This is a genomic window from Echinicola pacifica DSM 19836, from assembly GCF_000373245.1.
Lineage (GTDB): Bacteria > Bacteroidota > Bacteroidia > Cytophagales > Cyclobacteriaceae > Echinicola > Echinicola pacifica.
This window is the reverse complement of record NZ_KB890754.1, coordinates 452,245-475,426: the sequence shown is the minus strand read 5'-3', so window position 1 is coordinate 475,426 and position 23,182 is coordinate 452,245. Positions and strand designations below refer to the sequence as shown.

The following is a 23,182-nucleotide window of genomic DNA, read 5'->3' as shown; positions in this document are numbered from 1 at the left end:
AGTATTGAAATCCCTTAGGGCACGGAGTACTTTGGCTTTGGGAAAAGCCTACTTCATTATAGCATACGAAAGATCATTAGTGAATAGCATATGAGACTAGGAATAGATTTAGGAGGTACCAAAATTCATTTGGGGCTCGAAGAAAACGGCCTTATCACGAGGCAAACACGCGAATTGCTGACGGAGAAGGACAATTTAGAATCCACACTTTCGCAGATAAAATCCTATATCCGGCCTTATCTTCATGAGCGCCTGAGCGGAATCGGCATTGGAGTCCCTTCCGTGGTGGACACCAGCAAGGGCGTGGTATATAATGTCACCAATATCCCTAGCTGGGAATGTGTGCCACTAAAGGCCATCCTGGAAAGTGAGTTTGGACTTCCTGTGGAGGTAAATAATGATGTCAACTGCTTTGTATTGGGAGAATACCGCTACGGTAAAGCCACCCCATTCACCAATGTCGTGGGCATGTCCATTGGCACAGGCCTGGGGTCTGGCTTGATCCTAGATGGTCGCTTATATATAGGCCAAAATTGTGGGGCAGGCGAAATAGGTTTATTACCTTATCTGGACCAGAATATCGAGTATTATGCCAGTGGAAACTTTTTTCCTGTGACCTATAATATCTCAGCTTTGGAGGCCTACCAGCAAGCCTGCGAAGGAAAGGCTAGCGCTTTGGCCCAGTGGGAGGAATTTGGGAAACACATTGGAAAGGCAGTTTTGGCGGTATTATATGCCTATGATCCTCAGGCTATCGTCTTTGGCGGTTCTATTTCCAAAGCTTTTCCCTATTTTAGAGAAAGTATGTTATTCCATATGCAGGAGTTTATTTACCCGGAATCATTAAAGAAGCTTCAGCTGCTGATTTCTGACGATGAGCTCATGCCGATTTTAGGTGCTGCAGCGCTAATAGAGACTCCCTAAACCGTAAAAAATGAATAAAAATCACCTAATAGTCGCTTTAATCATCCTCATATTCTTTGTCATCAGCTTTCTCACCAATATTTTAGGACCTATTATTCCTGATCTTATTGCCAGCTTTGACCTCAGCCTGGCCCTCGCGGGCTTCTTACCCTTTGCGTTTTTTGTGGCTTATGGTGTCATGTCCATTCCCGCAGGGCTGTTGGTGGATCGCTATAAGGAAAAGAAGGTGCTGCTTCTGGCATTTTCTTTTGCCTTTGTGGGAGCACTGCTATTTGCGCTTTTACCTTCCTTCTCCATTGCCATGCTCAGCTTATTTTTGATCGGCGTGGGAATGGCCATGCTGCAGGTAGTGATCAATCCCCTCCTGCGTACCTCGGGTGGAGAAGCCCATTTTGCTTTCAATTCCGTACTGGGCCAACTGGCATTCGGTGGGGCCTCGTTTTTGAGCCCTATGCTATATAGTTATCTGGTACGAAACCTGGGGGAAGCGGACAGCCCTTCGCTGGTGCAGCTTCTTGCGCAGGCAGTTCCTGAAGGGATGAAGTGGCTGTCCCTCTATTGGGTATTCGCTGCGATAGCCCTGCTGATGCTAGCTGTCATATCCTTGGTCAGGTTTCCCTCCGTGGAGCTCAGGGCCGACGAAAAAGTGGACCTCAGTGCGGCTTTTGGCAGCTTAAGCCGCCAGCGTACCGTATGGCTGTTCTTCATAGGCATCTTCTGCTATGTGGGCACCGAGCAGGGCATTGCCAACTGGATTTCTAAGTTTCTGCAGACTTACCATCAGCTTGACCCCGCAGTGGAAGGAGCCCAAGCCATCTCCTATTTCTGGGGCTTGCTGACCTTGGGATGCCTGCTGGGATTAATCTTGCTAAAGGTGTTTGACAGCCGCAAGGTATTGATGCTTTTTACGGCCGCAGCGATGATCAGCCTTGCCCTTGGGCTATTTGGATCCGCCCATCTTGCAATTATCTGCTTCCCATTGACTGGCTTTTTTGCCTCTGTGATGTGGTCGATTATATTTTCCCTGGCTCTCAATTCGGTGCCCCAGCATCATGGGACCTTCTCAGGGATCTTATGCACCGCCATTGCGGGAGGAGCGATATTTCCTCTGGTAGTCGGCGTACTCGGCGACTGGATAGGCTTACGCTTAGCGATGCTTTTCCTAATGCTGCCCCTAGCCTATATTTTCAGCATAGGAATATGGGCAAAACCACTGATCAATAATGCCACCATTAGCACTTTCAAAGAACTACTCAAGCCTGGTAATTAAGCATGTATAAAGTAATTTTACTATTGGATTTTGCAGAGGAATATAGCAAAGATCTACTTCGAGGGATCTCCCGCTATGCCAATGAAAATGGTCCCTGGACCTTTTGTAGAATGCCCTTATATTACCGCGAGACCATCGGTATAGAAGGTATCCTGGACTGGGCCAAAGACTGGGGCGCGGATGGCATCATAGGCCAGCTCTATAATGATATGGATCTGGAGCTCATCAGGCAGTCTGGCCTGCCAGTGATCGCCCAGGATTTTAAAGAGCGCTTCGATACCTTGCCCAATATAACCGCTGACTATCACCATATGGGTAAAATAGGCGCGCAGTATTTCCTCAAAAAAGGCTTTAAGCATTTCGCTTTTTATGGGTATAATAATATCGTATGGTCGCGGGAGCGGGCGGAAGGATACGAGGATGAGCTTAAGAATCACGGCTTTAGTGTCAACTATTTTGAGCATCATATGGCCAGGTCCACGGATATCTGGTATTATAAAAGCAACTCGCTGAGCACCTGGCTGACTGCCTTACCTAAGCCCGTGGCCATCATGGCCTGCGATGATAATCAGGCACTGCATCTTACCGAGGTATGTCGGCAAATCGGGGTAAAAATCCCTGAGGAAATCGCCGTACTGGGCGTGGACAACGATGTGATGCTCTGCGAGCTCTCCGATCCGCCCCTCTCCAGCATCGCCATGGACATCGAAAAAGGTGGCTATGAAACCGCCGCTTTATTGGAATATATGGTCCGCAATGGTAGTGATAAGTATTATGATATCCTCGTGGCAGCCACTCAGGTGGTCACCCGAAAATCTACCGATATCTATGCCACCAATGACGAGTATATCGCCTCTACCCTAAAATATATCCACCAAAATATCGACAAAAACCTGCATGTAGAGGACGTGGTGGTCCAAGTGCCACTCTCCAGAAGATCACTGGAAAAAAGATTTCACCAAATCACCGGCTATCCTATCTATAAATATATTTTTAACCTTAGAATAGAAAAATTCACCCAAAAATTAATAGAAACAGATAAGACTATCTTCGAAATAGCCCTGGATATGGGGCTCAATGATAGTAAAAATATTGCCCGACAGTTCCGTCAGGTGAAAGGCTGCAATCCACTAGAATACCGAAAAACACATCAGCTGCCCAAAAACTAATGGCCGCGGCCTGTCTTATTCTGAGTTGTCATTCAAAAACTGATCAAACATCTCACGTAACTCCCCTTCGAAATACTCCGGATGATCCGTCATTAGCCGAACCAAGGTCTCCATCTCCCTGCGATTGATGGAGTTATCTCTCAACTTGCTCAATAAAGATAATGCCTGTTCATTTTCCATATCTTCTGTTATTTTGGACCTAATGTATTAATTATAAAGCTTTTGAATCGATTCTAGTGCCCTCCGGGCAAATTAAATTATACCTCAGCCTATATTTCCCATTTTATAATAAATAGATAATTCAACCCTCCCTCAAAGTCCCTACAATCTATGCTCCCCTCTACTAACTTTGAAGACTCCTTGTCTTAGGCTGAGCGAATAAAAAAAACAATAAACGATCCAAAATCTGATATACCTTATTATAACCTAGCCTCCCATTAAGGGATTTTAGAAATCTGTCGCTTCGCTCAAAGTAAATTAGTGCCCTCCCCAAAGCGATTCACCCTCCTCCAGCTTATCAGATCGCCAAGCCTTATCCCTTTCTCACAGTCTTAATAAAACCCAGCATTCCTGATTCACTCCTCCCAGCCTACCTTCAATAAAACACTAAAGCAAGTTTCCATATCCTCAGCTATCTATTAAAGAGAACCTGAGAAAGGAAAATATTAGAGCTTAATGAAAATCTTCCTTTTGTATAACCATAATGCAGGAAGGTAATTGATACCTACAAAAAGGATGGCGTATCCCATACTGGCCAGCCTAGGAGCTATGCCTGCGGCCATCATAGCCTCCATATAGGTCTCACTCAGTGAAAGTCCCCAAAATCCTGAAGAATAAAATATCAAAGACAGTAAGTCTGCCAATACATATACTGCGATGGCATTGGAACCGAATACCAGCCAGGGAAAGGTGCCCCTTTGGTGGCCTTCCATATCCAGCCAGTAATATAGCATTCCCAATACACTGAAACCCGCGCCGCTGGTGACCAGTACAAAGGAACTGGACCAAAGGTTTTTATTTAATGGAAAAAACAATGACCATAATAATCCGGCGATAATCAAGAGCATCCCCAGCGACATGAGGTTAAGGGCCTTCTTGCCGGGCATAAGGGAGGACAGCAGTATCTTTCCTGCAAGTAATCCCAGGATTCCTGAGGCAATCGCCGGCAGGGTACTCAGCAGGCCTTCAGGATCCCAATCTCCCTGCCACATTTTACCCGGCAATAAGAGGCGATCCACGTAGGCTGCAATATTCTGACCAGGCTCCAAGCTTACCAGACCGGTCCCCGGCATTGGAAGCAGCGTCAACGCCAAACTATAAGCCAGCAGAATACCTAGGGCGATATAGACCTGCTTCTTCCAACTGGTATGCAGGAATAAGAAACTGGATGCCAAAAACACCAGCGCTATGCGCTGTAATACACCGGCTATCCGGACATTCATAAAATCGAATGTGGGGATCAGACCAAGAAATATTCCCAATAGAAAAAGCTTAACCGTACGGCTGATAATTTTAGGATATAATTCCTGTGGGCGGGTACCTTGATCGATTTTGGCCGAATAGGCCAGAGAAATAGAAACACCTACTATAAATAAGAAAAATGGAAATATAAAATCCGTCGGGGTGATCCCATGCCATGGCGCATGCTCCAAGGGCGGAAATACATAATCCCAAGTCCCTGGATAATTTACCAAAATCATCGCGGCAATGGTCAATCCTCTAAAAACATCAAGAGATCTTAGTCTGCTTTTGTTAGCGCTCATTTAATATTGATTATATACGTAGAAATACTACTTACTATACTAATTACCATCAATTCAGGCTATTTGCATTACAATCCGCAAAAAGAAGGGCCTTAGGGCATCCTCCCAACATTAACAATAATATAACTCTTTGCAAATCAATACTTAACACAAGAAACATCTTCGCTTTTTGAGGGTTTATATTCGTGTTTTGCGCAATTATTGTCGAAATAATGTTTGATATTTAATTATGGAAAGCAAAATTATATAGTCATGAAACAGCCTAACAAACAAATTTTACAGCTATTTATTGAAGGTGACCATAATGCGGCAGATGCCGTTTACCGTTTTTACAGAAAACCTGTCATCCGATTTGCTCAGTCTCTATTGAAAGATCCTGTCGAAGCGGAGAATGTTTTTCAGGAGGTATTTACCAAAATTATGGCGCATAGGCCTAAAATAAATCCGGAGATGAATTTCAGCAGTTATTTCTTCACAGCGGTCCGAAATGAAATTTTCGATTATTTCAAAAAACTTAAAAAAGACCAGCATTTAAAAGATGAATTCTGGTCACGAATCGAACTGGCAGATCGCCATGAGCAGCTTCTTAAAGAAGAAAGGCTACAGCAATTGGAGGAGGAAATAGAGCACCTGTCCCCGAAGCGGAAACAAGTGCTCCAAATGAATTATTTCGAAAAGAAATCCTATCAGGAAATTGCCAATGAACTGTCGATTTCTGTGAATACCGTCAAAAACCAACTTATCAAAGCCAAAGCACATTTAAGACAGGAATTAAACTAATTAGGCGTTTCTAATGACTATAGGTCAAGCCTCATTGGCAGGTTATCAGCATTCTGGTGCTGGCTGACTAATGATTCAGCAGCATTGGCTTTTTCGGGCTGCCCGCTTTTACTTCTGCGGCTGAGCTGATCAGAGGGCTTAGAATCTCCAGCCATCTAGCTAGCACCACGGGCTCTCCTACGAGGGCTGAAAATCGCTCTCCATCATAAATTTCCAGCGTCTTCCGCATTGGTTTATTCCAATATTCCAATTCAAGGCTGATCCTGTCGATAATTTTCTCCTTCCCTTTTCCCTGGCCGCTCATTCGACTGACTTCCTGCTTATGCAGCGCCTTAAGGCCAGAGAGGTCGATACATTCTGGGGTTTCCTTCGCCAGATCTGCACTATAAATCAATATTCGCTTATGAGCGTCTAAACCTAAATAATAGGCATTTCTCCAAAATTCCTGCTCCCCAATAGTCAGCCCTTGCGACTGTGAAAAGGTTTTGTAATTATTTAAAGCAGTCTTTTGAATTTTTTTATTTTTCTGAGCATTCAGAATTAAGGGTAATGCAAATGCGCCAGTCAGCAGAAAGGCAATGATCAAAGTGATACTATCCATGAGTAAGTTGATTTTTAGTAATTAATAATCCAATTCCCTAGTGGAAATAGCCTGTGCCCAAGTAGCCCTCAGCACTCACCCACACTGTACCGACTTATTTTCTAACTATAGAAGCCATAAACTTTAATTATTCCCAATAAGGAATAAGCGTTCTGGGCAATCTTCAAGAACCACTACTGGAACTTAAAGAGCACTGGTCCATAGCAATGAAAATAAAGGCCAAAGATTGTGGGCAGAATATGTTTTTCTGAAGACGATAGTGTATCTGGCTAAAACCCTAGGGGTAATTTCACTTGCGAACCAGGAGGAGGAATTCCTCAGATTTTGCAGAGGTGAACTGCCATAGAGGCAGGAGAAATAGGAATATTAAATTACCAGAAAAAATGGCTAGGAAAGATGATCTCTCTAATCCCCAAGCTGGGGATAATCCCCATAAATTGTTCCTCTCGGCCGATAACCGAAATAGAAACAAGGACCAGATCCAGCGCGGATCCAGATATAAAAGTGGGAAAGTCATTATTACCAAAATACTCTGCACTTCCCTGCACCGCCAGCGAACTTACTGGAATCAAGGCATGGGAGAGAGTATGGGAACTGGCTAGACTGACTTGAACATCAGCAGGCAGCGCAGATGTATTCTGCTCCGCCTCAGCAAGATGAGGGGCAGTCATCGCCATTACTATCATCCAGACAGTGAAAGCAAAAACTCTATACAGCGGAGCCGAAATGTTCTTCAAAGTAGTGAATTAATTTTCCCGAAATGTAAGGTGATTTTCACCATAATATCAAAAATAAACAGTTTTTTTTCTTCTATAGTTCTCAGGATAAAGTGAAATGCCATGCTTCTAAAAGACTTCCAAAAAAAATCAGCTGGCGAATGCATTTACTGCTTCTCGTAGATTTTTGATGGTGATGCTACCTTCTCTTTCTCTTGTCTCAATTTCATATACACTTTGCTATAAATTCGCTTTTTTAATCTGGTAACTACTGCAAAGCCCTTCCCTGGAAAAGGCGAATGGCTTATAGCCATCCAGAAGAAGCTGGCATTACTATTCCAATCCTATTGAAAGCCAGTAATTTTACGATCTAATTGCTTTAGTTTTAATTTGATTATATTCATCTGCTAAGGTATTATCCTGGCAACTCCATTTCAAAAATATGGTTAAAACCTGTTTAAGGCCAAAAAACAAAGAAAGGCATCCGCGGAAACGGATGCCTTTCTGTTTAATATTTTATATAGAAATCTGATTAGCTCAATGCTTGCTCAATATCAGCACAGATATCATCGATATGCTCGATTCCGAGGGAAATTCGAAGTAAACCAGGGGTCACACCTGCTGCCAACTGCGCTTCTTCGGAGAGCTGCTGGTGGGTGGTGGCGGATGGCTGGATGATGAGTGTTTTGGCATCACCGACATTTGCCAGATGACTGATCAGTTTCAGGTTATCCACCATCTTTTCGCCAGCTTCCTTGCCTTCTTTAAGTTCAAAGGTAAGCACGCCGCCAAAGCCATTTTTGAAATATTTTTTGGCTAGCTCATGATGACTGTGGCTTTCCAGGCCTGGGTATAAAACCTTGGCAACTTTTGGATGCTTTTCCAGCCATTTGGCTAAGGCAAGGGCATTTTCTACGGTGCGTTGAGCACGTAGAGAAAGCGTCTCCAATCCTTGCAGTAAAAGGAAGCTGTTGAATGGGCTGATGGCCGGGCCAAAATCCCTCAGGCCTTCCACTCTTGCTCGGATCGTAAAGGCTACGTTTGGCATGCCAAGGGGATTTCCTTCTCCGAAAGTATTCCAGAAATTCAGTCCATGGTATCCTGCGGAAGGCTCTGAGAACTGCGGAAACTTCCCATTTCCCCAATTATAATTACCACCATCCACGATAATTCCTCCCACGGAGGTACCATGTCCACCGATCCATTTGGTGGCAGAAGCCACCACGATATGCGCGCCATGCTCCAGGGGACGGAAGAGATACCCACCAGCTCCGAAGGTATTATCTACCACAAGAGGAAGATCATATTTGGTCGCCAAGGCCCCCAATTTTTCAAAATCAGGAATATTAAAACCAGGGTTACCGATAGACTCCACATAGAGTGCCTTGGTATTGTCATCGATCAGGCTCTCCATGTCCTCTGCTCTCTCGCTTTGGGAGAACCTTGCGTCAATTCCTAAGCGCTTAAAAGCCACCTTGAACTGATTATAGGTACCGCCATAGAGGTAAGGAGAAGTCACAAAATTGTCACCGCTCTCGAGGATATTATTGAGCGCTATAAACTGCGCCGCCTGGCCAGAGCTCACCGCCAAGGCAGCTACTCCCCCTTCCAATGCTGCCATTCGCTGCTCGAAGACATCATTGGTAGGATTCATGATTCTGGTGTAGATATTACCAAATTCCTTCAGGCCAAATAAATTGGCTCCGTGCTCGGCAGAATTGAATACATACGAGCTAGTCTGGTAAATCGGAACTGCCCGGGAGTTGGTAGTTTTATCAGGTTCATGGCCAGCATGAAGCTGAAGGGTGTCAAAATGAAATTTTTGCTCTGACATGGTTATTGCAAATTATTATTTTAGGGAATTAAAGATAAAAATATCATCATTTCATCTTCTTGAATACAATCAAAGCCTGACTGGCTTTATATTCAAAAATACCATTTTGAAATGAAACTTTCCTGAAAATAGTATAAAATGCAAAGGTAAGTAGGCAAAAATTTGCCTACTTACCATTTGTCGAAGTATAATACTTCTTTTACCTGTCCGAGAGAATCAATGAAAATCTTGATATTCTCATCCACTTTTAAGGGAGATTGGTAGATATAAATAGAATCTAAACCTTCCCATACCTCCTTAGCATCAGGAGATCCCATTAAGGTCAAAGCCTGATCCTTAGGCATCCCCACCTGTACATCGTAGGATCTTGCCACATTCTCCCAGGTCTTCTCCTGGTACCTTTGGAATAACTGCCAGGAAACCAGTACCAACATGATGAATATGGCTCCATAAAATAAAAAATCCCTCTTCATACCCATATAGCTTTATGACCTTTCATTCAATAAGCGAATATCACCTAAAATTGTTTAAAAATAAGCGTCCATTTTATGATTTTTTTTCATGATATCGCCCGCATTAGTCCTGTATTATGAGATCAAGAGGAATACCCTCAAAATCAAAGGAAATAAGAATTCCATTTAACCATCATTTTACACCACTTATACCCCAAAAATAATAGGCTATCCTCGGATCGTAAGTAAATCCACTCGAAAGAAAATTTTATGAAAGCAAAAGAAAAAACACCTGTTTCCCCTTGGATTATGGATTATTTATTACAAATTTAAATATTCACTACACACTTGCCCCTCAAAATTCAGTGATCCAATTAATAACCCACGCAATATGTGACTTCTCTAGGGAGTTATAGTAGCGATAATGATAGTACGAAACACCTGTGGTTTTTTTGATAAATTCCAGTAAGCAGCATGATTGAAAAAAATGATCTTACGCAAAATGGCTCCAATAAAGCAAAGCTGCTTTCTATGGTAAGCCATGAAATCCGTACCCCCTTGCATGGCATTATTGGTTTGACCGAACAGCTGCAGGACACCACCCTGACACAGGAGCAAAAGGACCTGGTGGACAACTTACTTCGGACAGAGCGTATTCTTATGAATCTGGTGAATGATGTCCTGGATTATTCCAAACTCAAAGATGCAGCATTTGACATCAAACTGAAGCCTACTAAAATCCAGTCTGTCTTAGATGATATTCGTTTTTTATTTATGGCGGTAGCCAACCAAAAAGGATTATCCCTTGTGGTGCACTGTGATGTGATCGATAAAATAGTGAAGGTGGATGAGCTTCGCCTCAAGCAAGTATTGTCCAACTTAACCAATAATGGACTAAAATTCACTGATACAGGAGGCATTACCTTGGTCTGCACCCAGGTGTCTGGGGAAATCAGTGGCCGAGTACGCTATAAGTTTGAAGTCATCGACACCGGAAAGGGCATTCCTGAAGAAGTCGTGAACAAGATATTTGATGAATATTACCAAACCGAAATCGGCAGCAAAAAAGAAGGGACAGGACTTGGGCTCACCATCTCTAATATGATCCTCTCCAAAATGGACAGCACCTTAGAACTTACCAATTCTGATGGAGGTCAGGGAGCTACATTTTTCTTCTTCCTTGATCTCGAAGTAGCTGAAGAAGTTCAGCCTGAACATAAAGAAAGAATAAGCCACCACTTCCAGAATGCTCATGCGCTAGTCATCGATGATGACGCCATGGTCCAGCAGATTTCTTCCAATATGCTATTGAAAGAGGACATTAAGGTGGAGCTTGCCAGCAGTATTAGCGAAGGCAAGGAGAAATTCAGGAAATACCACCCCGAACTGGTGTTTCTTGATATGGAGCTTGAGGATGGAACTGGCGATCAAATGGTCCAATTCCTCCGCAATGAATGTTTCTATCATGGGGTCATCATCTGCACCACCGCTTCCACCCATAGCACCAAGGATATCATAGCCATGGGTTTTGACGATATACTTCGCAAGCCCTTTAACCGCCGATCCATGAACCGGGTGCTGGCCAGACTATCCCAAAAAGAATATTAGATGTCCATCAACTCAGGGAAATTTGAGGAACAAAACATACTTTTTAATAGCCTAAGGTAAAGCTGGAAATAGGAGTACTGACTCCTATTCTACTGACTTTTTGTCCTCCAGGAAGTGCTTATTTACTTTTAAAGGCATGAATAATATTCTCCAAGGATTTTCACTTCCTCCAACTAAAATTGCGGCCTTCTTAAGACAATAGCCAATGCTTTCCCCTTCGTAAATTCACAAAAAAAATCCCTCCCAAAAACCTTTACGATTTTAGGGAGGGGCTGTTAGTCAGTCAAATCAAAAAGTTACAAACCTATCTTTAATCTATTAGAAGGAGTAAGCCACGCTGAAACGGCTATTTCGCGGTGCTTCGGCCTGATATAATACAAATCCTGAATAGCTGGCTCCCATATAGAGGTATTCATCGAGGATATTGAAGACATTTGCCCTTAACTCCAGCTGATTTTTCTTCCAAGAAAGACCACCATCAAGCTTGAAATAATCCGGCAGCTGATATTCTGGATTTACCTCATATCTCCAAGTATGTCGATCCCCTTGGTACATAAAACCCATGCTAATTCCCAGGCCTTTGAGGGCTCCAGAGGTCAAGGAATAGCTGATCCATGTATTGGCGACGTGGGTGGCAAAACCCGGCACGCCATTTCCTATATTGTCAGGATTAATATCCTCGGTAATCTCAGAATCCGTATAGGCATAATTGGCCGTCACCACCAATCCTGGAAGGATTTTTCCTCTAGCGTCAAACTCAATGCCTTGGGTTCTGGTCTGCCCTAGCTCCAGCGAGAATATTCCCGTGGCATCATCCGGGTCAGATACCAGTTGATTATTTTTCAAAATTCTATAAGCCGACAAGCTCGTGCTCCATTTACCCTCAAAGAAGTCACGCTTCAGGCCTAATTCCATATTGTTTCCCGTGATTGGCTTCGGACTTTCTCCACCTTCAATTATCCCAGATTGCGGCACAAAACTCTGGTCATAAAGCCCATAAATGGAGGTATTCTTATCCAGGGAATAACTTAGTCCCAGTCGGGGGGAAAGCTTAGTATCTTCTAATGGGGATCCATAGGTCACCTGATAGACATAGGTATATCTTCCTGCCAGCGTCAGTCTCAGGTCATTTTTCAGAAATCCAAGTTCATCCTGAAGGTAAACACCAGAGAAAGTTTGATTCAAATACGTATTATTGGCTCGGTTATGTAAGGTTTTTGATCTATCAAAAACCGGGAGTCCATTGGCAGGTCGTCCATATACAGGGCTAGCTCCCTGAAATAACGACTCCGGTGTATCGAGATTTATTTGCGAATAGAAGTCGGCATAATATTCCTTGGTTCCAAGGTCGAGGCCTGCCAGGATAGTATGGGAAATAGCGCCGGTCTGCACCTTACCATTGAGGTAAGCCTGACCAAAGGTGCTATTGCTCTGTGCATCCCAAATGGAGGCATATCGCAACATATTATCCTCATTGTCGATGGATCTGATCCACAGGGAATTACCTTCCTGGCTATAATTAAAATAAGATAGCTGAGCGGTAAATTTCCAGTTGGAGTTGATTTGATGCTGAAGATTTGCAGTGATATTTCTATCCTCAATAGTGGTCGGATCCAAGCCTGGCTCAGACACCGTAAAAGACTGATCATAAGCAGCATACCCTTTGGTAGTAAAGACATTCCCATCGCCCATATTGGACATGGTGACGTGCTGGTGGATATATTCCAGGCTCAGCTTGGTCTTATCATCCAGCTGATAGCTGATCACTGGGGCGATGCTAAATCGGTCCTGGTATCTGAATTTCTGAAAGGAATTCTGCGTCTGGCCCATGGCGTTAAATCGATAAAGGAGCTTTCCTTTTTTGTCCAGCTTACCTTCTATATCCAGCGTTCCCCGGTAGAGATCAAAGCTGCCAAGGGTAATCCCCACGTTTCCTCCGGATTGGCCCGTAGGTTTTTTGGTGACCACATTATAAATGCCGCTGGGCTCACCATAGGACATCATAAAGCCTGCCGGGCCTTTCACAAATTCGATTTCAGAAACGAAACTCATTTCTTCTGTCAAAGGACCAAAATTACTAGTCACATTCATACCATTCCGGAAGGCTGAAGCCCTCGAACCCCGCATATTGATCTGGGCATAGAGATTTCCCCATTGGGTAAACTGGGTGGCACCGCTGACATTTCGTGTCAGTCCATCGGTCACAAAAATCACCTGCTGATCAGCCAAAGCTTCAGCAGTTACCACTTGAATATTCTGAGGTACCTGCACTAGGGGTTCGTTTAGGCGTAAGGAAGGGCTGGGATTATCGACCTTGTATCCATTACGAATAGCGTGGATCGTCACCTCATTTAGCTCCTCCTCGGATGCCAGAAGTTCGATGGTCCCCAAGTCAAGCATTGCGCCTTCTGAAATCACGATAGGCTGCACCACCGGGCTAAATCCAATGCCCGATACCGATAGCTTATATTTCCCTGCCGGCGCGGCGATCCTGAAATTTCCCCTTTCGTCGGTTGCCGTGCCATAATTACTGGACTTTAGCAGCACCGTTGCAAAGGGTATAGGCTCCTTGTTTTCGTTAATTACTCTCCCTCGAAGGGACCCGGTAGTTTGCGCAGTTACTCCCTGAAACCACAACAGGGCAATTGTAATAAGTAGTAGTTTTTGCATAAAGCACTTTAAATTGATAGTCGTAAGTGGTGAATATAATAAAATTATTAGGTCTTGATAACTAATTTTGTCAGGATCTAAAAACCCTTTAAATTCAATTTGGACAAAGATATTAACGTTTTTCCTCTTTACTTACTAAACCAAAAATAAAACAGGTGTTTAATGCATTATTTTTCTAAATTTCTACTGCTTAGGGGGGTAAATTTGGTAGATCACACCAAAACTGGTAATTCCAGAAAAGATTTTTTTCTAATCAATTTTTCAGATTTTAATTCCCAACTTCCTTTTAGTGCTGATGAACTAGGAGTTTTTGGTGAGCACTTAATGGGAGAAGGGAAAACAAGGGAAAAGATTCTGGATAAAACATTACTTGTTATATCCAGAATTCACCTATTACCTGATGATGCTTTGGGTAGCGCAGCGCCAAATATTATTATACTGCTGGCCAAAGTGTTCTCCAGAAGTTTCTTCGGTAGCGATAGCTTCCACGATATACTGCCCTTTCCAAGGCGTCTCTAGGGTGAGCTCTCCTTTTTCATTGCTTTCCACCTCTTTGGTCCATCCATTTGGGCTGGTGATAGTGACCTTAATTCCTCCTTGAGGCTGGCCTTTGAAATAGGTGGTAAAGTGAAGGTCATCTTTCAATTTTCCTGTCTCAGGACTGGTGAGCAATAAGGCCAGGTCGGTGGACGGTCCTTGGACTATTTCGCTGGTCTTACCCACCCATACTTGTGCGGCGGTATTGAATTGATAGATATAGTCTCCCCCCAGGTCCTTGGCAGAATGTCCTATCTGAATGCGATATACTCCATCCATGCTTGGAGTAAATTTGGCAGTAAAGTACTCCTCACTGCCTTGCTGAGTAGTCAGGGCCGTTTTATTTCCTTCAGGATCGATCAGCCAAAGTTCAAATTTAGATACATCTGAGTACCAGTCATCGACTTTTTCGATCATGCCTTCAAGGTACTCCCCATAATAAATCTTCACTTCCTGCTCCTGTCCTTTTTTTCCTTTAGGAGCGGTCTCTATCCATAGTGCATGAGCAAAAGAGGAGGATAAACTAGCCACCATGGCTAGTACAACTAATAAACTGAATTTTGATTTCATAAACTTTTAAATTTTATTTTCTTAATAAGTCGTCAATTTGAAGCTGAATTTGGGCTTCGCCAAGGCAATCTTTGAGTCGGTAGAATTCCTCTTCCAGCAGGGTAAACTGAATATCCTGATGATAGGTTTCGACGACGATTCTGTCCAGACCATCATAAAAGGGACTATAATCTCCCTCAAAGTCCAGCTCCTCGATATAGCGGCAAAAGCCCTTGAAGTCCATCATGCTAAAACTGGCCATACACTGACCGAACATCATACCGATGCGGCCGCAATGCTCACAGCGTGTGAGGATAAATTGGTTTTTCATCAGTATAATTTCGGGTTTACAGTAATCCATAGTTAGTTTAGCTCTAGTGGTTTAATTGGTGCCTGTAATGATCCCGGAGAAAGTTTATCGATTGCGCTCCCCAATCACACACAGGGCTTAATTTTTTCTAAAATCTATACCCCAGGCTCAAACGAGCATTTCGTGGTGCTTCTGCCTGATAGTAATAATAAGTGGCATAAGCGGATCCAGAATAGAGGTATTCGTTAAGTACATTAAAGACATTGGCTCGGATGGAGAGATTGTCATTTTCCCAGGACAATCCCCCGTCGATTTTGAAATAATTAGGTAGCGGCAATTGGTTTCCCTGCGCCCAATTCCAGGTGGATCGGTCCCCCTGGTAAGTAAAGCCTGCACTCAGCCCAAATCCTCGAAGCGGCCCCTCCTGTAGGGAATAGATGATCCAGGCATTGGCTAGGTGCTTTGCAAAACCGGGCAAGGTCCCTCCCACCGGACTCTCCGGAGCAGCCTTGGTCACCACATTATCCGTATAGGCATAGTTAGCGATGATCTCCAGCCCGGGAAGCACATGTCCACGGGCATCAAACTCAATTCCCTGCGCTCGAGACTGCCCTATCTGAAGGGAAAACTGGCCCGTTGGGTCCTCAGGATCATTGACCAGCTGGTTGTTTTCCAGGATTCTATAGGCAGAAAGACTGGTGCTTAACTTGCCTCCAAAAAAGTCATGCTTCACTCCTAGTTCCATATTGTTTCCAGTGATAGGCTTTGGCTTATCGCCATTGCTCAACAGTCCGGACTGAGGTACAAATGTCTGATCGAATAATGCATATACGGAGGTCTCCTTATCGATGGAATAGCTAAGTCCAAATCGTGGTGTCAGTTTACTGTCCTCCACCGTGGTTCCATAGGAATTTTGTGAGGTATATGTATAGCGCGCTGCCAGGGTCAGTCGCAATGTATTGTCAAAGAAACCTAGCTCATCCTGTGCATAAAATCCGCTATAAGACTGAGTGATCGCCGTGGTATTGGCGCGCTGCTTAAGGCTTTTGCTCCGATCAAATTGCGGAAGACCATTCACAGGTCTGCCATATACAGGATTATTCATATTAAAATACGCTCCTGCGGAGTCCAACTGGTGCGATTGGCTCCAGTCTGCAGTATATTCCTTGGTCCCCATATCCAGGCCAGCGAGGATGCGGTGATTTACCGCTCCGGTTTTCACCTCTCCATTTAGGTACACTTGTCCATATGCACTCTCGCCTAGGGCATCCCAAATGGATACATAGCGCAGTAGATTGGCATCTGCATCCACATAATTTAACCACATCGAGCTGCCTTCCTGCTGATAATTAAAATAAGCAAGCTGGCCAGTGACTTTCCAATCGGAATTTATGGTGTGTTGGAGATTGGCCATAACGCTATTGTCATCGATCCTCGTGGGATCCAGGCCGGGCTCTGCTATGGTGAAACTTTGGTCATAAATTCCGTAGCCTTCCGTGGAGAAGACATAAGCGGATCCTACATTGGACATCTTTACATGCTGATGAACGTATTCCAGCGTAAGCTTAGTGTCTTCGCTCAGCTGATAGCTGATCACTGGAGCGATGCTATAGCGATTTTGGAAGGTGAAATCCTGGAAAGAATTTTGAGACTGCCCCATTACGTTCAATCGGTATAATAATTTGCCATCCTTGCTGAGTTTCCCATCGAGATCCATCGTCCCACGATAGAGGTCAAAGCTCCCCATGGTCATCGTCACCTCACCCTGGGTCAAGCCCGTTGGTTTCTTGGTCACCACATTATAAATGCCACTCGGGTCGCCATTGGACATCATAAAACCTGCTGGCCCCTTCACAAATTCAATATTGGAGACAAAACTCATATCCTCCGTCAACGGCCCCCAGTTTGAGGTGACATTCATCCCATTTCTGAATGCCGCTGCTCTGGAGCCTCTCATATTGATCCTTGCGTATAGGTTTCCCCAGTGCTCCAGACGACTGGCTCCACTGACATTTCGGATCACTCCGTCAGCCATATCCATTACCTGCTGATCCTCCAGCACCTGGGCGGTGATCACCTGGATATTTTGTGGAATTTCAATTAGGGATTCATTGAGGCGGAGGCTTTCTGAGGGGTTCTCCACCTTATAGGAGCTACTCGCTCCAGTGATCGTAACCTCCTTAAGCACTGCTTCTGAGACTTTCAGTGAGGCGGTGGGCGCAGTACTTACCTGACCGCTGCGAAGGCTGATTTTCTGATGAATGGAAGCAAAACCTACTGCCGATATGTCCAAGGTATAATTGCCGGCAGGAGCCGAAAACTGATAGCTGCCGTCCTCGCTTGTGGCCACTCCGTAGTTAGTGCCATGAAGGATCACGGAGGCAAAGGGAATAGGACTGCCCTCCGGATCTTGTACCTTGCCTCTCAGAGTGCCCATTGATTGAGACCAAGCGGCGGTGCTTAGCCCTATCAATAACATAAAGAGTATAATTCTTTTCATCTTCTTATTTAGATTAAGTTTAATTAAGGACAAATGTATACTCCATACGTTTAGGATGAAAATTATTTAGAATGATTTTAAATACATATTTTCTATGCTTATTAGAGTCTCATAGATTTTATCTAATTGACTCCAATGACCTCTTATATCAACCTCAAAAACGTAATTCCTAAGCCCACATCACGGAGGCGCTTATAAAAAATACCAGCCCTAAAAATAGGACTGGTATAGGTAGTTGATCTCCTGCGTGGAAACGGGAACAGGAATGATCCTCGCTATTTATTGGTATATATTACTCTTTGATGATCTTAAATACAGCGTATTCTCCATTTTGACTGATGTGAATGAAATACGTTCCAGCTTTCAGATCATTGATATCCCAATTCGTCAGGTCTCGATTCAGGTTTTTAGATTTGCGCAGCAGTCCTTTGGAATCATATAGATAGGCCATAGTAGGAAGGGCCACAGATTCCGCCAGTTGTAGCTGAAACTCTCCCTGAGTAGGATTAGGATAGAGGATGGCAATCGTCTCTTTCTCTGAAGAAGCGGCCGTATGACTGCCCATCGACTTCTCATATTCCGTAAGAGGGCGAGGACTTGGCGCCGTTCCTGATATAAGGTTTCCTTGATAAAAGACGCCTATATTTTCATTGTCGGCCCATTGGTTTAAAGTCTGAAAGGAATGGTCATTGTTTTCATCAAGCTCAGACCAATCCGTTTTGGTCAGGCGGAAGGCTATTTCTCCCGTTTCACTGAGCGGTGCAAGGCTCTCCCCCGCTTTGTCTACCTTCAGTTCCAGGTAATAATCAGCCGTAAGGGAGTCCGCACTGATGTCCACGATAGTAGCATCTATGTTTTTAGCTCCGAGTTTAGCATAATCCACCCAGGCTTTGAGCGCTGCATTTCCCTCCTTTTTGATCCAATAGCGAAGACTTAAATCCTCATATTGCAGGCGCACATTGCCTTCATTCAATAAGGTTAGGCTTTTATTAATTGTATTTTTTCCGCCGGACTTATGCTTGCTCCATACAGAGGAAATTATTTTAGACTCCACAGGCTCGGGTTCTTTCCCCCAGATCAGCTCACCTTTCAGATAGACACCTATAGAAGGATTGGCTATGAAGGAGGCTGCTTCCCGTGCAGAATAATCATTCGTTTCATCCAAGTCAGACCAGCTATCATCAAAAATGGCAGTCTGAATGATCCCCGAGGCCTGCCCCGACGCTAGAAGACTTCCCTCCTCAAAGGACAATTCCATATACCCAAACGCTTCGGTATGCGGCTCTTCCATGGGAACATAATTCAGGTGAATCCTATCCCTTCCCAATGCTGCATAATCCACTCTGGAGGAAATTGCGGAATAATTCTCCGGGGTAAACCAATAGCGAATGCTCAGTTCGTCCAGGCTAATCGAGGTACTATCGGCATTTTGCAGGTTAAAATAAGGTTTGATTTGATTGTTAAAAGGCTTATTACTCTCCCCATTTTTATACTGCAAGCTGACTTGCGGGAAAGCCTTATAAAGGGCGTGGATTTCTGTTTCGCTCAGCGCAAAATTATACAGCCTTACCTCATCCATCAGGTCTCGATAAGGTTTATTTTCATCCGAATTGCCGAAGAGGACTGCGCTGCTTGCGCCAATAGCGTTGCTGCTGCTGGAAGCTTCGGAGGCCTTCTGGCCATTTATAAATAAGCGAACCTTACCGTCTTTTCGATCCAATACCGCCACGACATGGACCCATTGCCCCCCAAAAATGGTATGGGGGCTTCCTGCGCTTACACTTAGGCTGGTGGAAGACTTGACCTTATCATCATCCACCGCAAAAGTCAGGCGACCATCTCTCAGCTGAATACCATACCACTGGTCCGCAAAACTCCCCTTGTGAATGAGGTAGGAATCCTTTCCATTGCTGTATTTATAATCGTCACGGGGGATGCTCACCCACATGGATAGGGTAAAGGAATTCTGGTCAAATTTCAGGTGCTCGGCATGCGGTATGGCCACGGCGGCATCTGAAATAGGATGATCAAATTTCATGGCACGGCCATATTTGCCGGCTGTTCTTTGGTAATCCGCATAACCGCAGGCTTCCCCATCCTGCTGATAGTCCGACCAGTCCATCACCGTCATCCCTCCTTGCTCATCCATCTTCCAATAGCCCACCAGGCCTTTGGGGGAGGTAGCGTGGAAATTCCATAGAGCGCTCCTGCTGCTGCCGGCCTCACCGACTGCCTCCACCTGCCAATAATATTCCTCGCCCTGCTGCAGCTGATCGAAGAAGGTGACGCTCTCCTCCACCGAAAGACTATCGACCAGGTCCATCGCTGAGGAATCCTGGCCTAGATAGACCTTATAATACTGCGTATTGATGCCTCCTTTCCAACTTACCTGTACCGAATCGGTATATCCTTCTAAGGAAGAATGACTCGGAAGACTCGGGGCAAATGGCTGAATGGGAAGCGTAGAGGTATGAAATAAGGCCAGCACCTCCTGCTCCGACAGTCCATGATTATAGATTTTCACCTCATCGATCTGCCCTCGGAAGGGAGTACCAAAACCATTGGAATTTCCAAGAATAATAGGTTCATATTGACCAATATTCCCCTGAGTACGGTCTGCCACTTCCTTATACAAAGCGCCATTCATATAGATTTTCAGACTGGATGACTCAGTATCACGAATCGCTACCAAATGCACCCAATCTCCGGTGTAAATGTCCTCAGAACTCGCCGAAAGCTCCGTCTTCTGGGAATTGTCATCCACCGAAAAACGTAAATTCCCATCCTTGAGCTCTATTCCAAACCACTGTCCGGTGCCTCCCGTTTGGGAGTCAGCCTTAAAGGTCCCTTTATGAATCAAATAAGCCTGAGAAACCGGTTGGTTTGACTTCAGCCACATAGAGATGGCAAAAGAATGATAGTCAAAATACAGCTGATCCGCATGAGGGATGAATACATGAGAGGGATTCTCTGCGCTGGAAAAGTCCAAGGCACCATTTACTTTTCCCTCCGTCCAGGAGTAATCATTTAATTCGTTGACCTCCCCTTCATTGGCGAAGCCAGAACTATCCATCACAGCCGTGCCCTCCAGCGTGTCCATGAGCCAGGCGCCCACTAGGCCCCTGGCGATATAAGGCCTTGTACGGAATGACCAGAGATCCCCCTCGGTACTTCCTAGAGCATTGACCGCATCCACCCGCCAATAATAGCTCGTACCAGATAGCAGCGAATCCAGCGATAAGAGAGTAGTGCTTAGGCTATCCAGCAGGCTCAGCTGCTCTGGCGAGCTTCCAAAATAGAGTTTATAATAATCCGAATTTTCACTTCCCTCCCAGGTCAAAGTCACCGAGGTGGTGTCTGCATAATCACTGGAATGACCCGGAGATGGAGCAGAAGGAACAGAAGGGGCCGTCGGAACGGGCAAAGTCTTATAAGCAGCGCTTATTGCGGGAAGGGCTTCCGCCGATTCATCAGCTGCGGTAAGCCTAAACTGATAAGTCGTATTTGGCAGAAGCCCATCTATAAAAAAAGAAACCTCCGTAACTCCTAAAGTATCTATTGGGATAAAATCATCATTGGAGGCCTTCATCTCAAGATAAATGGTTTGGTAATCCTCCTCATTATTCTTCCAATGGAGCCTGAGAGATGTGGTGCCGATTTCCTTGGCGCTGATCTCACTGATGGGTTTCACAAAGGGCTCTGGATCCTGGTAAATGAGTTCATTGATATAGCGCTCCACATTAGCGTAGCCGGATGGACCGATCAGCATGGCATCGGAGGCATCCTGAGGATCCAATCCCTGCTCAAGCTCCCAGCTATCAGGCATACCATCACGATCGGTATCCAGTTTTTGAGGGGCGCTGAATACCTCTCCAGGGCCTGCGGTAGGGAGCTCCTTTTCGTTGGCTATCAGCTTGCCAATGGTCCCTAAGCTCCGCAGCTCATCCATCATAAAACGATCTACCTGGTCTCTAGTGGGGTAATTGGCTCCAGCATTGGCCAGAATATAATGGTAACTCTCCTCAGCGGTCATCACCTGCTCTGGAAATGGATAATCATAAGGAGTCTCAGCAAAAGTGCTAATCCCCTGGTAAGACTCGCGGCCCACCAGTTCTCCATCCAGTTGGCCATTGAGATTGCCATCGTGATAATTCCCTTCGGCATAGGGGATAAAGCTATCGGTACCTCGGGAGAAGGGTCTGATGCTAGTGCTTGGCCCATCGATATAGTAGTTGTTCACGATATTTACCCGGGATTCCGCACTGGACCCCCCCATAATATATCCTCCTCCACGGCCCCAGTTATAAACTATATTATTGACAAACTGGTTTTTGTTTTTGACTTTAGGATTCCTGGTATTATTATCGATATAAAGGTTTCGGAATAAGCTGACCAATCCTGAAGGCTCCATCAAGCCCCCGCAGGAATGCGTCTCCAGCCCTTGGCCAATGATGCTATTCTGAATGGTGATACTGTCCGCATGACCGGTAATCGAGAACGTTTCGTCCCGTCCCCAGCTAGCAGAGATATGGTCAAAAATAATATTCTTAGCATTATCAGTCAGCGTCATAGCATCGGCTCCACTGGTGCCATATTTGCCCATCCGCACCCTCAGGTACCTCACGATGGTATTGCTGGCCTGAGTGAAGGTGATCCCATCACCATAGATCACCAGCCCATCCCCCGGGGCAGTTTGACCCGCGATGGTGATGTTTTTGGATACGATGATCCGAGATTCTGCATGGATGATTCCGCCCACCTCAAATACCACAATCCTATTGGGACGGCTTACGGCATCCCTGAAAGATCCCGGTCCCGAGTCATTTAGGTTGGTCACGATATAGACTTCTCCATATCTTCCGCCTTTGGCAAATTTTCCGGATCCTTCTGCCTCAGGAAATGCGGGCGTCTGGGCTTTGCTTTCGCCCATAGGCGAAAAGAAATTAATGATAATCAGCAAAAGAAGGACTAAAGCCCTCCTAATGGGAAATGTAAAATGGTGCTGCATGTTAGTCAGGTTATTGGATAAAATTGATTTACACTAACACCAGGGGCTTGCAGGATCTACTTAGGGTGGGCTGAAATGAAAACTGAGAGACATGCTATTTGCCTTATGACTCAGCTCATTCTTTGCCCATTATAAAATTGGAAAAATTATACTAAATAACTGTTATGGTCTATCCTGACCAATCAGCATTTTCTTCCCTAAGTAAAATCTTAGATTTACACTAGTACCTACCTCAGGAGCTAGGCTGAGGATGAATTTTTGCCTGAGGTAAATTCCCTTTTACCTTTGGCTAAGCGTCCAAAGTCTTTTCATAATTTCCGGGAATTGCATTAAGCAGGAAGAAGCTCCCTCCACTTTGTTCTTAGTTTTTTTAAGTGGTCCAAAACACCTTTTCTCTTTCTAGGACCTTTTGGTACACGACTCGTAAGTCTTTCAAAATCAAGGAATGGCCATAATGAAAAATACCGTAATTACGGTATTTTTTGGGAAGC

Annotated in this window: 16 protein-coding genes; 5 read left to right on the top strand and 11 right to left on the bottom strand. The window is 44.7% G+C overall.

Annotated features, from left to right (window positions below):
- Positions 1–90 precede the first annotated feature (90 nt).
- Genes B050_RS0115935 through B050_RS0115925 form a run of 3 tightly spaced genes read left to right on the top strand, consistent with a single transcriptional unit; the run spans position 91 to position 3,363 of the window.
- Positions 91–924: an ROK family protein gene (locus tag B050_RS0115935; protein WP_018474945.1), complete on the top strand. Its 834-nt coding sequence runs from the start codon at positions 91–93 to the stop codon at positions 922–924.
- A 10-nt stretch (positions 925–934) separates the two neighbouring features.
- On the top strand, positions 935–2,194 hold the full coding sequence (locus tag B050_RS0115930) for an MFS transporter (protein WP_018474944.1): 1,260 nt from the start codon (positions 935–937) through the stop codon (positions 2,192–2,194).
- A 2-nt stretch (positions 2,195–2,196) separates the two neighbouring features.
- Entirely contained in the window at positions 2,197–3,363 is a 1,167-nt protein-coding gene (locus tag B050_RS0115925) for an AraC family transcriptional regulator (RefSeq protein WP_018474943.1), read from the top strand.
- 15 nt (positions 3,364–3,378) lie between these two features.
- Here B050_RS0115925 and B050_RS23480 read toward each other — a convergent pair whose 3' ends face one another.
- Positions 3,379–3,543, bottom strand: coding sequence for a hypothetical protein (locus tag B050_RS23480; protein WP_018474942.1), 165 nt, complete (start codon positions 3,541–3,543; stop codon positions 3,379–3,381).
- A 485-nt stretch (positions 3,544–4,028) separates the two neighbouring features.
- Positions 4,029–5,126, bottom strand: coding sequence for an acyltransferase family protein (locus B050_RS0115915; RefSeq protein ID WP_026235951.1), 1,098 nt, complete (start codon positions 5,124–5,126; stop codon positions 4,029–4,031).
- Positions 5,127–5,378: 252 nt separating this feature from the next.
- On the opposite strand from B050_RS0115915, the gene B050_RS0115910 reads away from it, so the two are divergent.
- The gene (locus B050_RS0115910; protein ID WP_026235950.1) at positions 5,379–5,906 is read left to right on the top strand and encodes an RNA polymerase sigma factor; all 528 of its coding nucleotides are present in this window, start codon (positions 5,379–5,381) and stop codon (positions 5,904–5,906) included.
- 67 nt (positions 5,907–5,973) lie between these two features.
- Here B050_RS0115910 and B050_RS0115905 read toward each other — a convergent pair whose 3' ends face one another.
- The 4 genes from B050_RS0115905 to B050_RS0115875 form a co-directional block, all read right to left on the bottom strand.
- Complete coding sequence (locus B050_RS0115905) at positions 5,974–6,507, bottom strand: hypothetical protein (RefSeq protein WP_018474939.1); 534 nt, start codon at positions 6,505–6,507, stop codon at positions 5,974–5,976.
- A 371-nt stretch (positions 6,508–6,878) separates the two neighbouring features.
- A complete protein-coding gene (locus B050_RS0115900) occupies positions 6,879–7,244 on the bottom strand; it encodes a hypothetical protein (protein ID WP_157492834.1) in 366 nt (121 codons plus the stop codon).
- Positions 7,245–7,755: 511 nt separating this feature from the next.
- Positions 7,756–9,057 carry an O-acetylhomoserine aminocarboxypropyltransferase/cysteine synthase family protein gene (locus tag B050_RS0115885; protein WP_018474935.1) on the bottom strand — a complete coding sequence of 434 codons (1,302 nt, stop codon included), beginning with the start codon at positions 9,055–9,057 and terminating at the stop codon, positions 7,756–7,758.
- Positions 9,058–9,227: 170 nt separating this feature from the next.
- On the bottom strand, positions 9,228–9,530 hold the full coding sequence (locus B050_RS0115875; protein ID WP_157492833.1) for a hypothetical protein: 303 nt from the start codon (positions 9,528–9,530) through the stop codon (positions 9,228–9,230).
- A gap of 453 nt (positions 9,531–9,983) precedes the next feature.
- On the opposite strand from B050_RS0115875, the gene B050_RS0115870 reads away from it, so the two are divergent.
- On the top strand, positions 9,984–11,117 hold the full coding sequence (locus B050_RS0115870; protein ID WP_018474932.1) for an ATP-binding protein: 1,134 nt from the start codon (positions 9,984–9,986) through the stop codon (positions 11,115–11,117).
- Positions 11,118–11,435: 318 nt separating this feature from the next.
- Here the strand turns inward: B050_RS0115870 and B050_RS0115865 are convergent, their stop codons facing one another.
- The 5 genes from B050_RS0115865 to B050_RS0115845 form a co-directional block, all read right to left on the bottom strand.
- Positions 11,436–13,787, bottom strand: a complete 2,352-nt coding sequence (locus B050_RS0115865) for a TonB-dependent receptor (RefSeq protein ID WP_026235949.1) — start codon at positions 13,785–13,787, stop codon at positions 11,436–11,438.
- A gap of 393 nt (positions 13,788–14,180) precedes the next feature.
- Positions 14,181–14,894, bottom strand: a complete 714-nt coding sequence (locus B050_RS0115860) for a DUF4198 domain-containing protein (protein WP_018474930.1) — start codon at positions 14,892–14,894, stop codon at positions 14,181–14,183.
- Between the two features lie 13 nt (positions 14,895–14,907).
- The gene (locus B050_RS0115855; protein ID WP_157492832.1) at positions 14,908–15,204 is read right to left on the bottom strand and encodes a DUF6686 family protein; all 297 of its coding nucleotides are present in this window, start codon (positions 15,202–15,204) and stop codon (positions 14,908–14,910) included.
- Between the two features lie 127 nt (positions 15,205–15,331).
- A complete protein-coding gene (locus tag B050_RS0115850; protein WP_026235948.1) occupies positions 15,332–17,683 on the bottom strand; it encodes a TonB-dependent receptor in 2,352 nt (783 codons plus the stop codon).
- Positions 17,684–17,975: 292 nt separating this feature from the next.
- The gene (locus tag B050_RS0115845; protein WP_018474927.1) at positions 17,976–22,613 is read right to left on the bottom strand and encodes a LamG-like jellyroll fold domain-containing protein; all 4,638 of its coding nucleotides are present in this window, start codon (positions 22,611–22,613) and stop codon (positions 17,976–17,978) included.
- Positions 22,614–23,182: the final 569 nt, after the last annotated feature.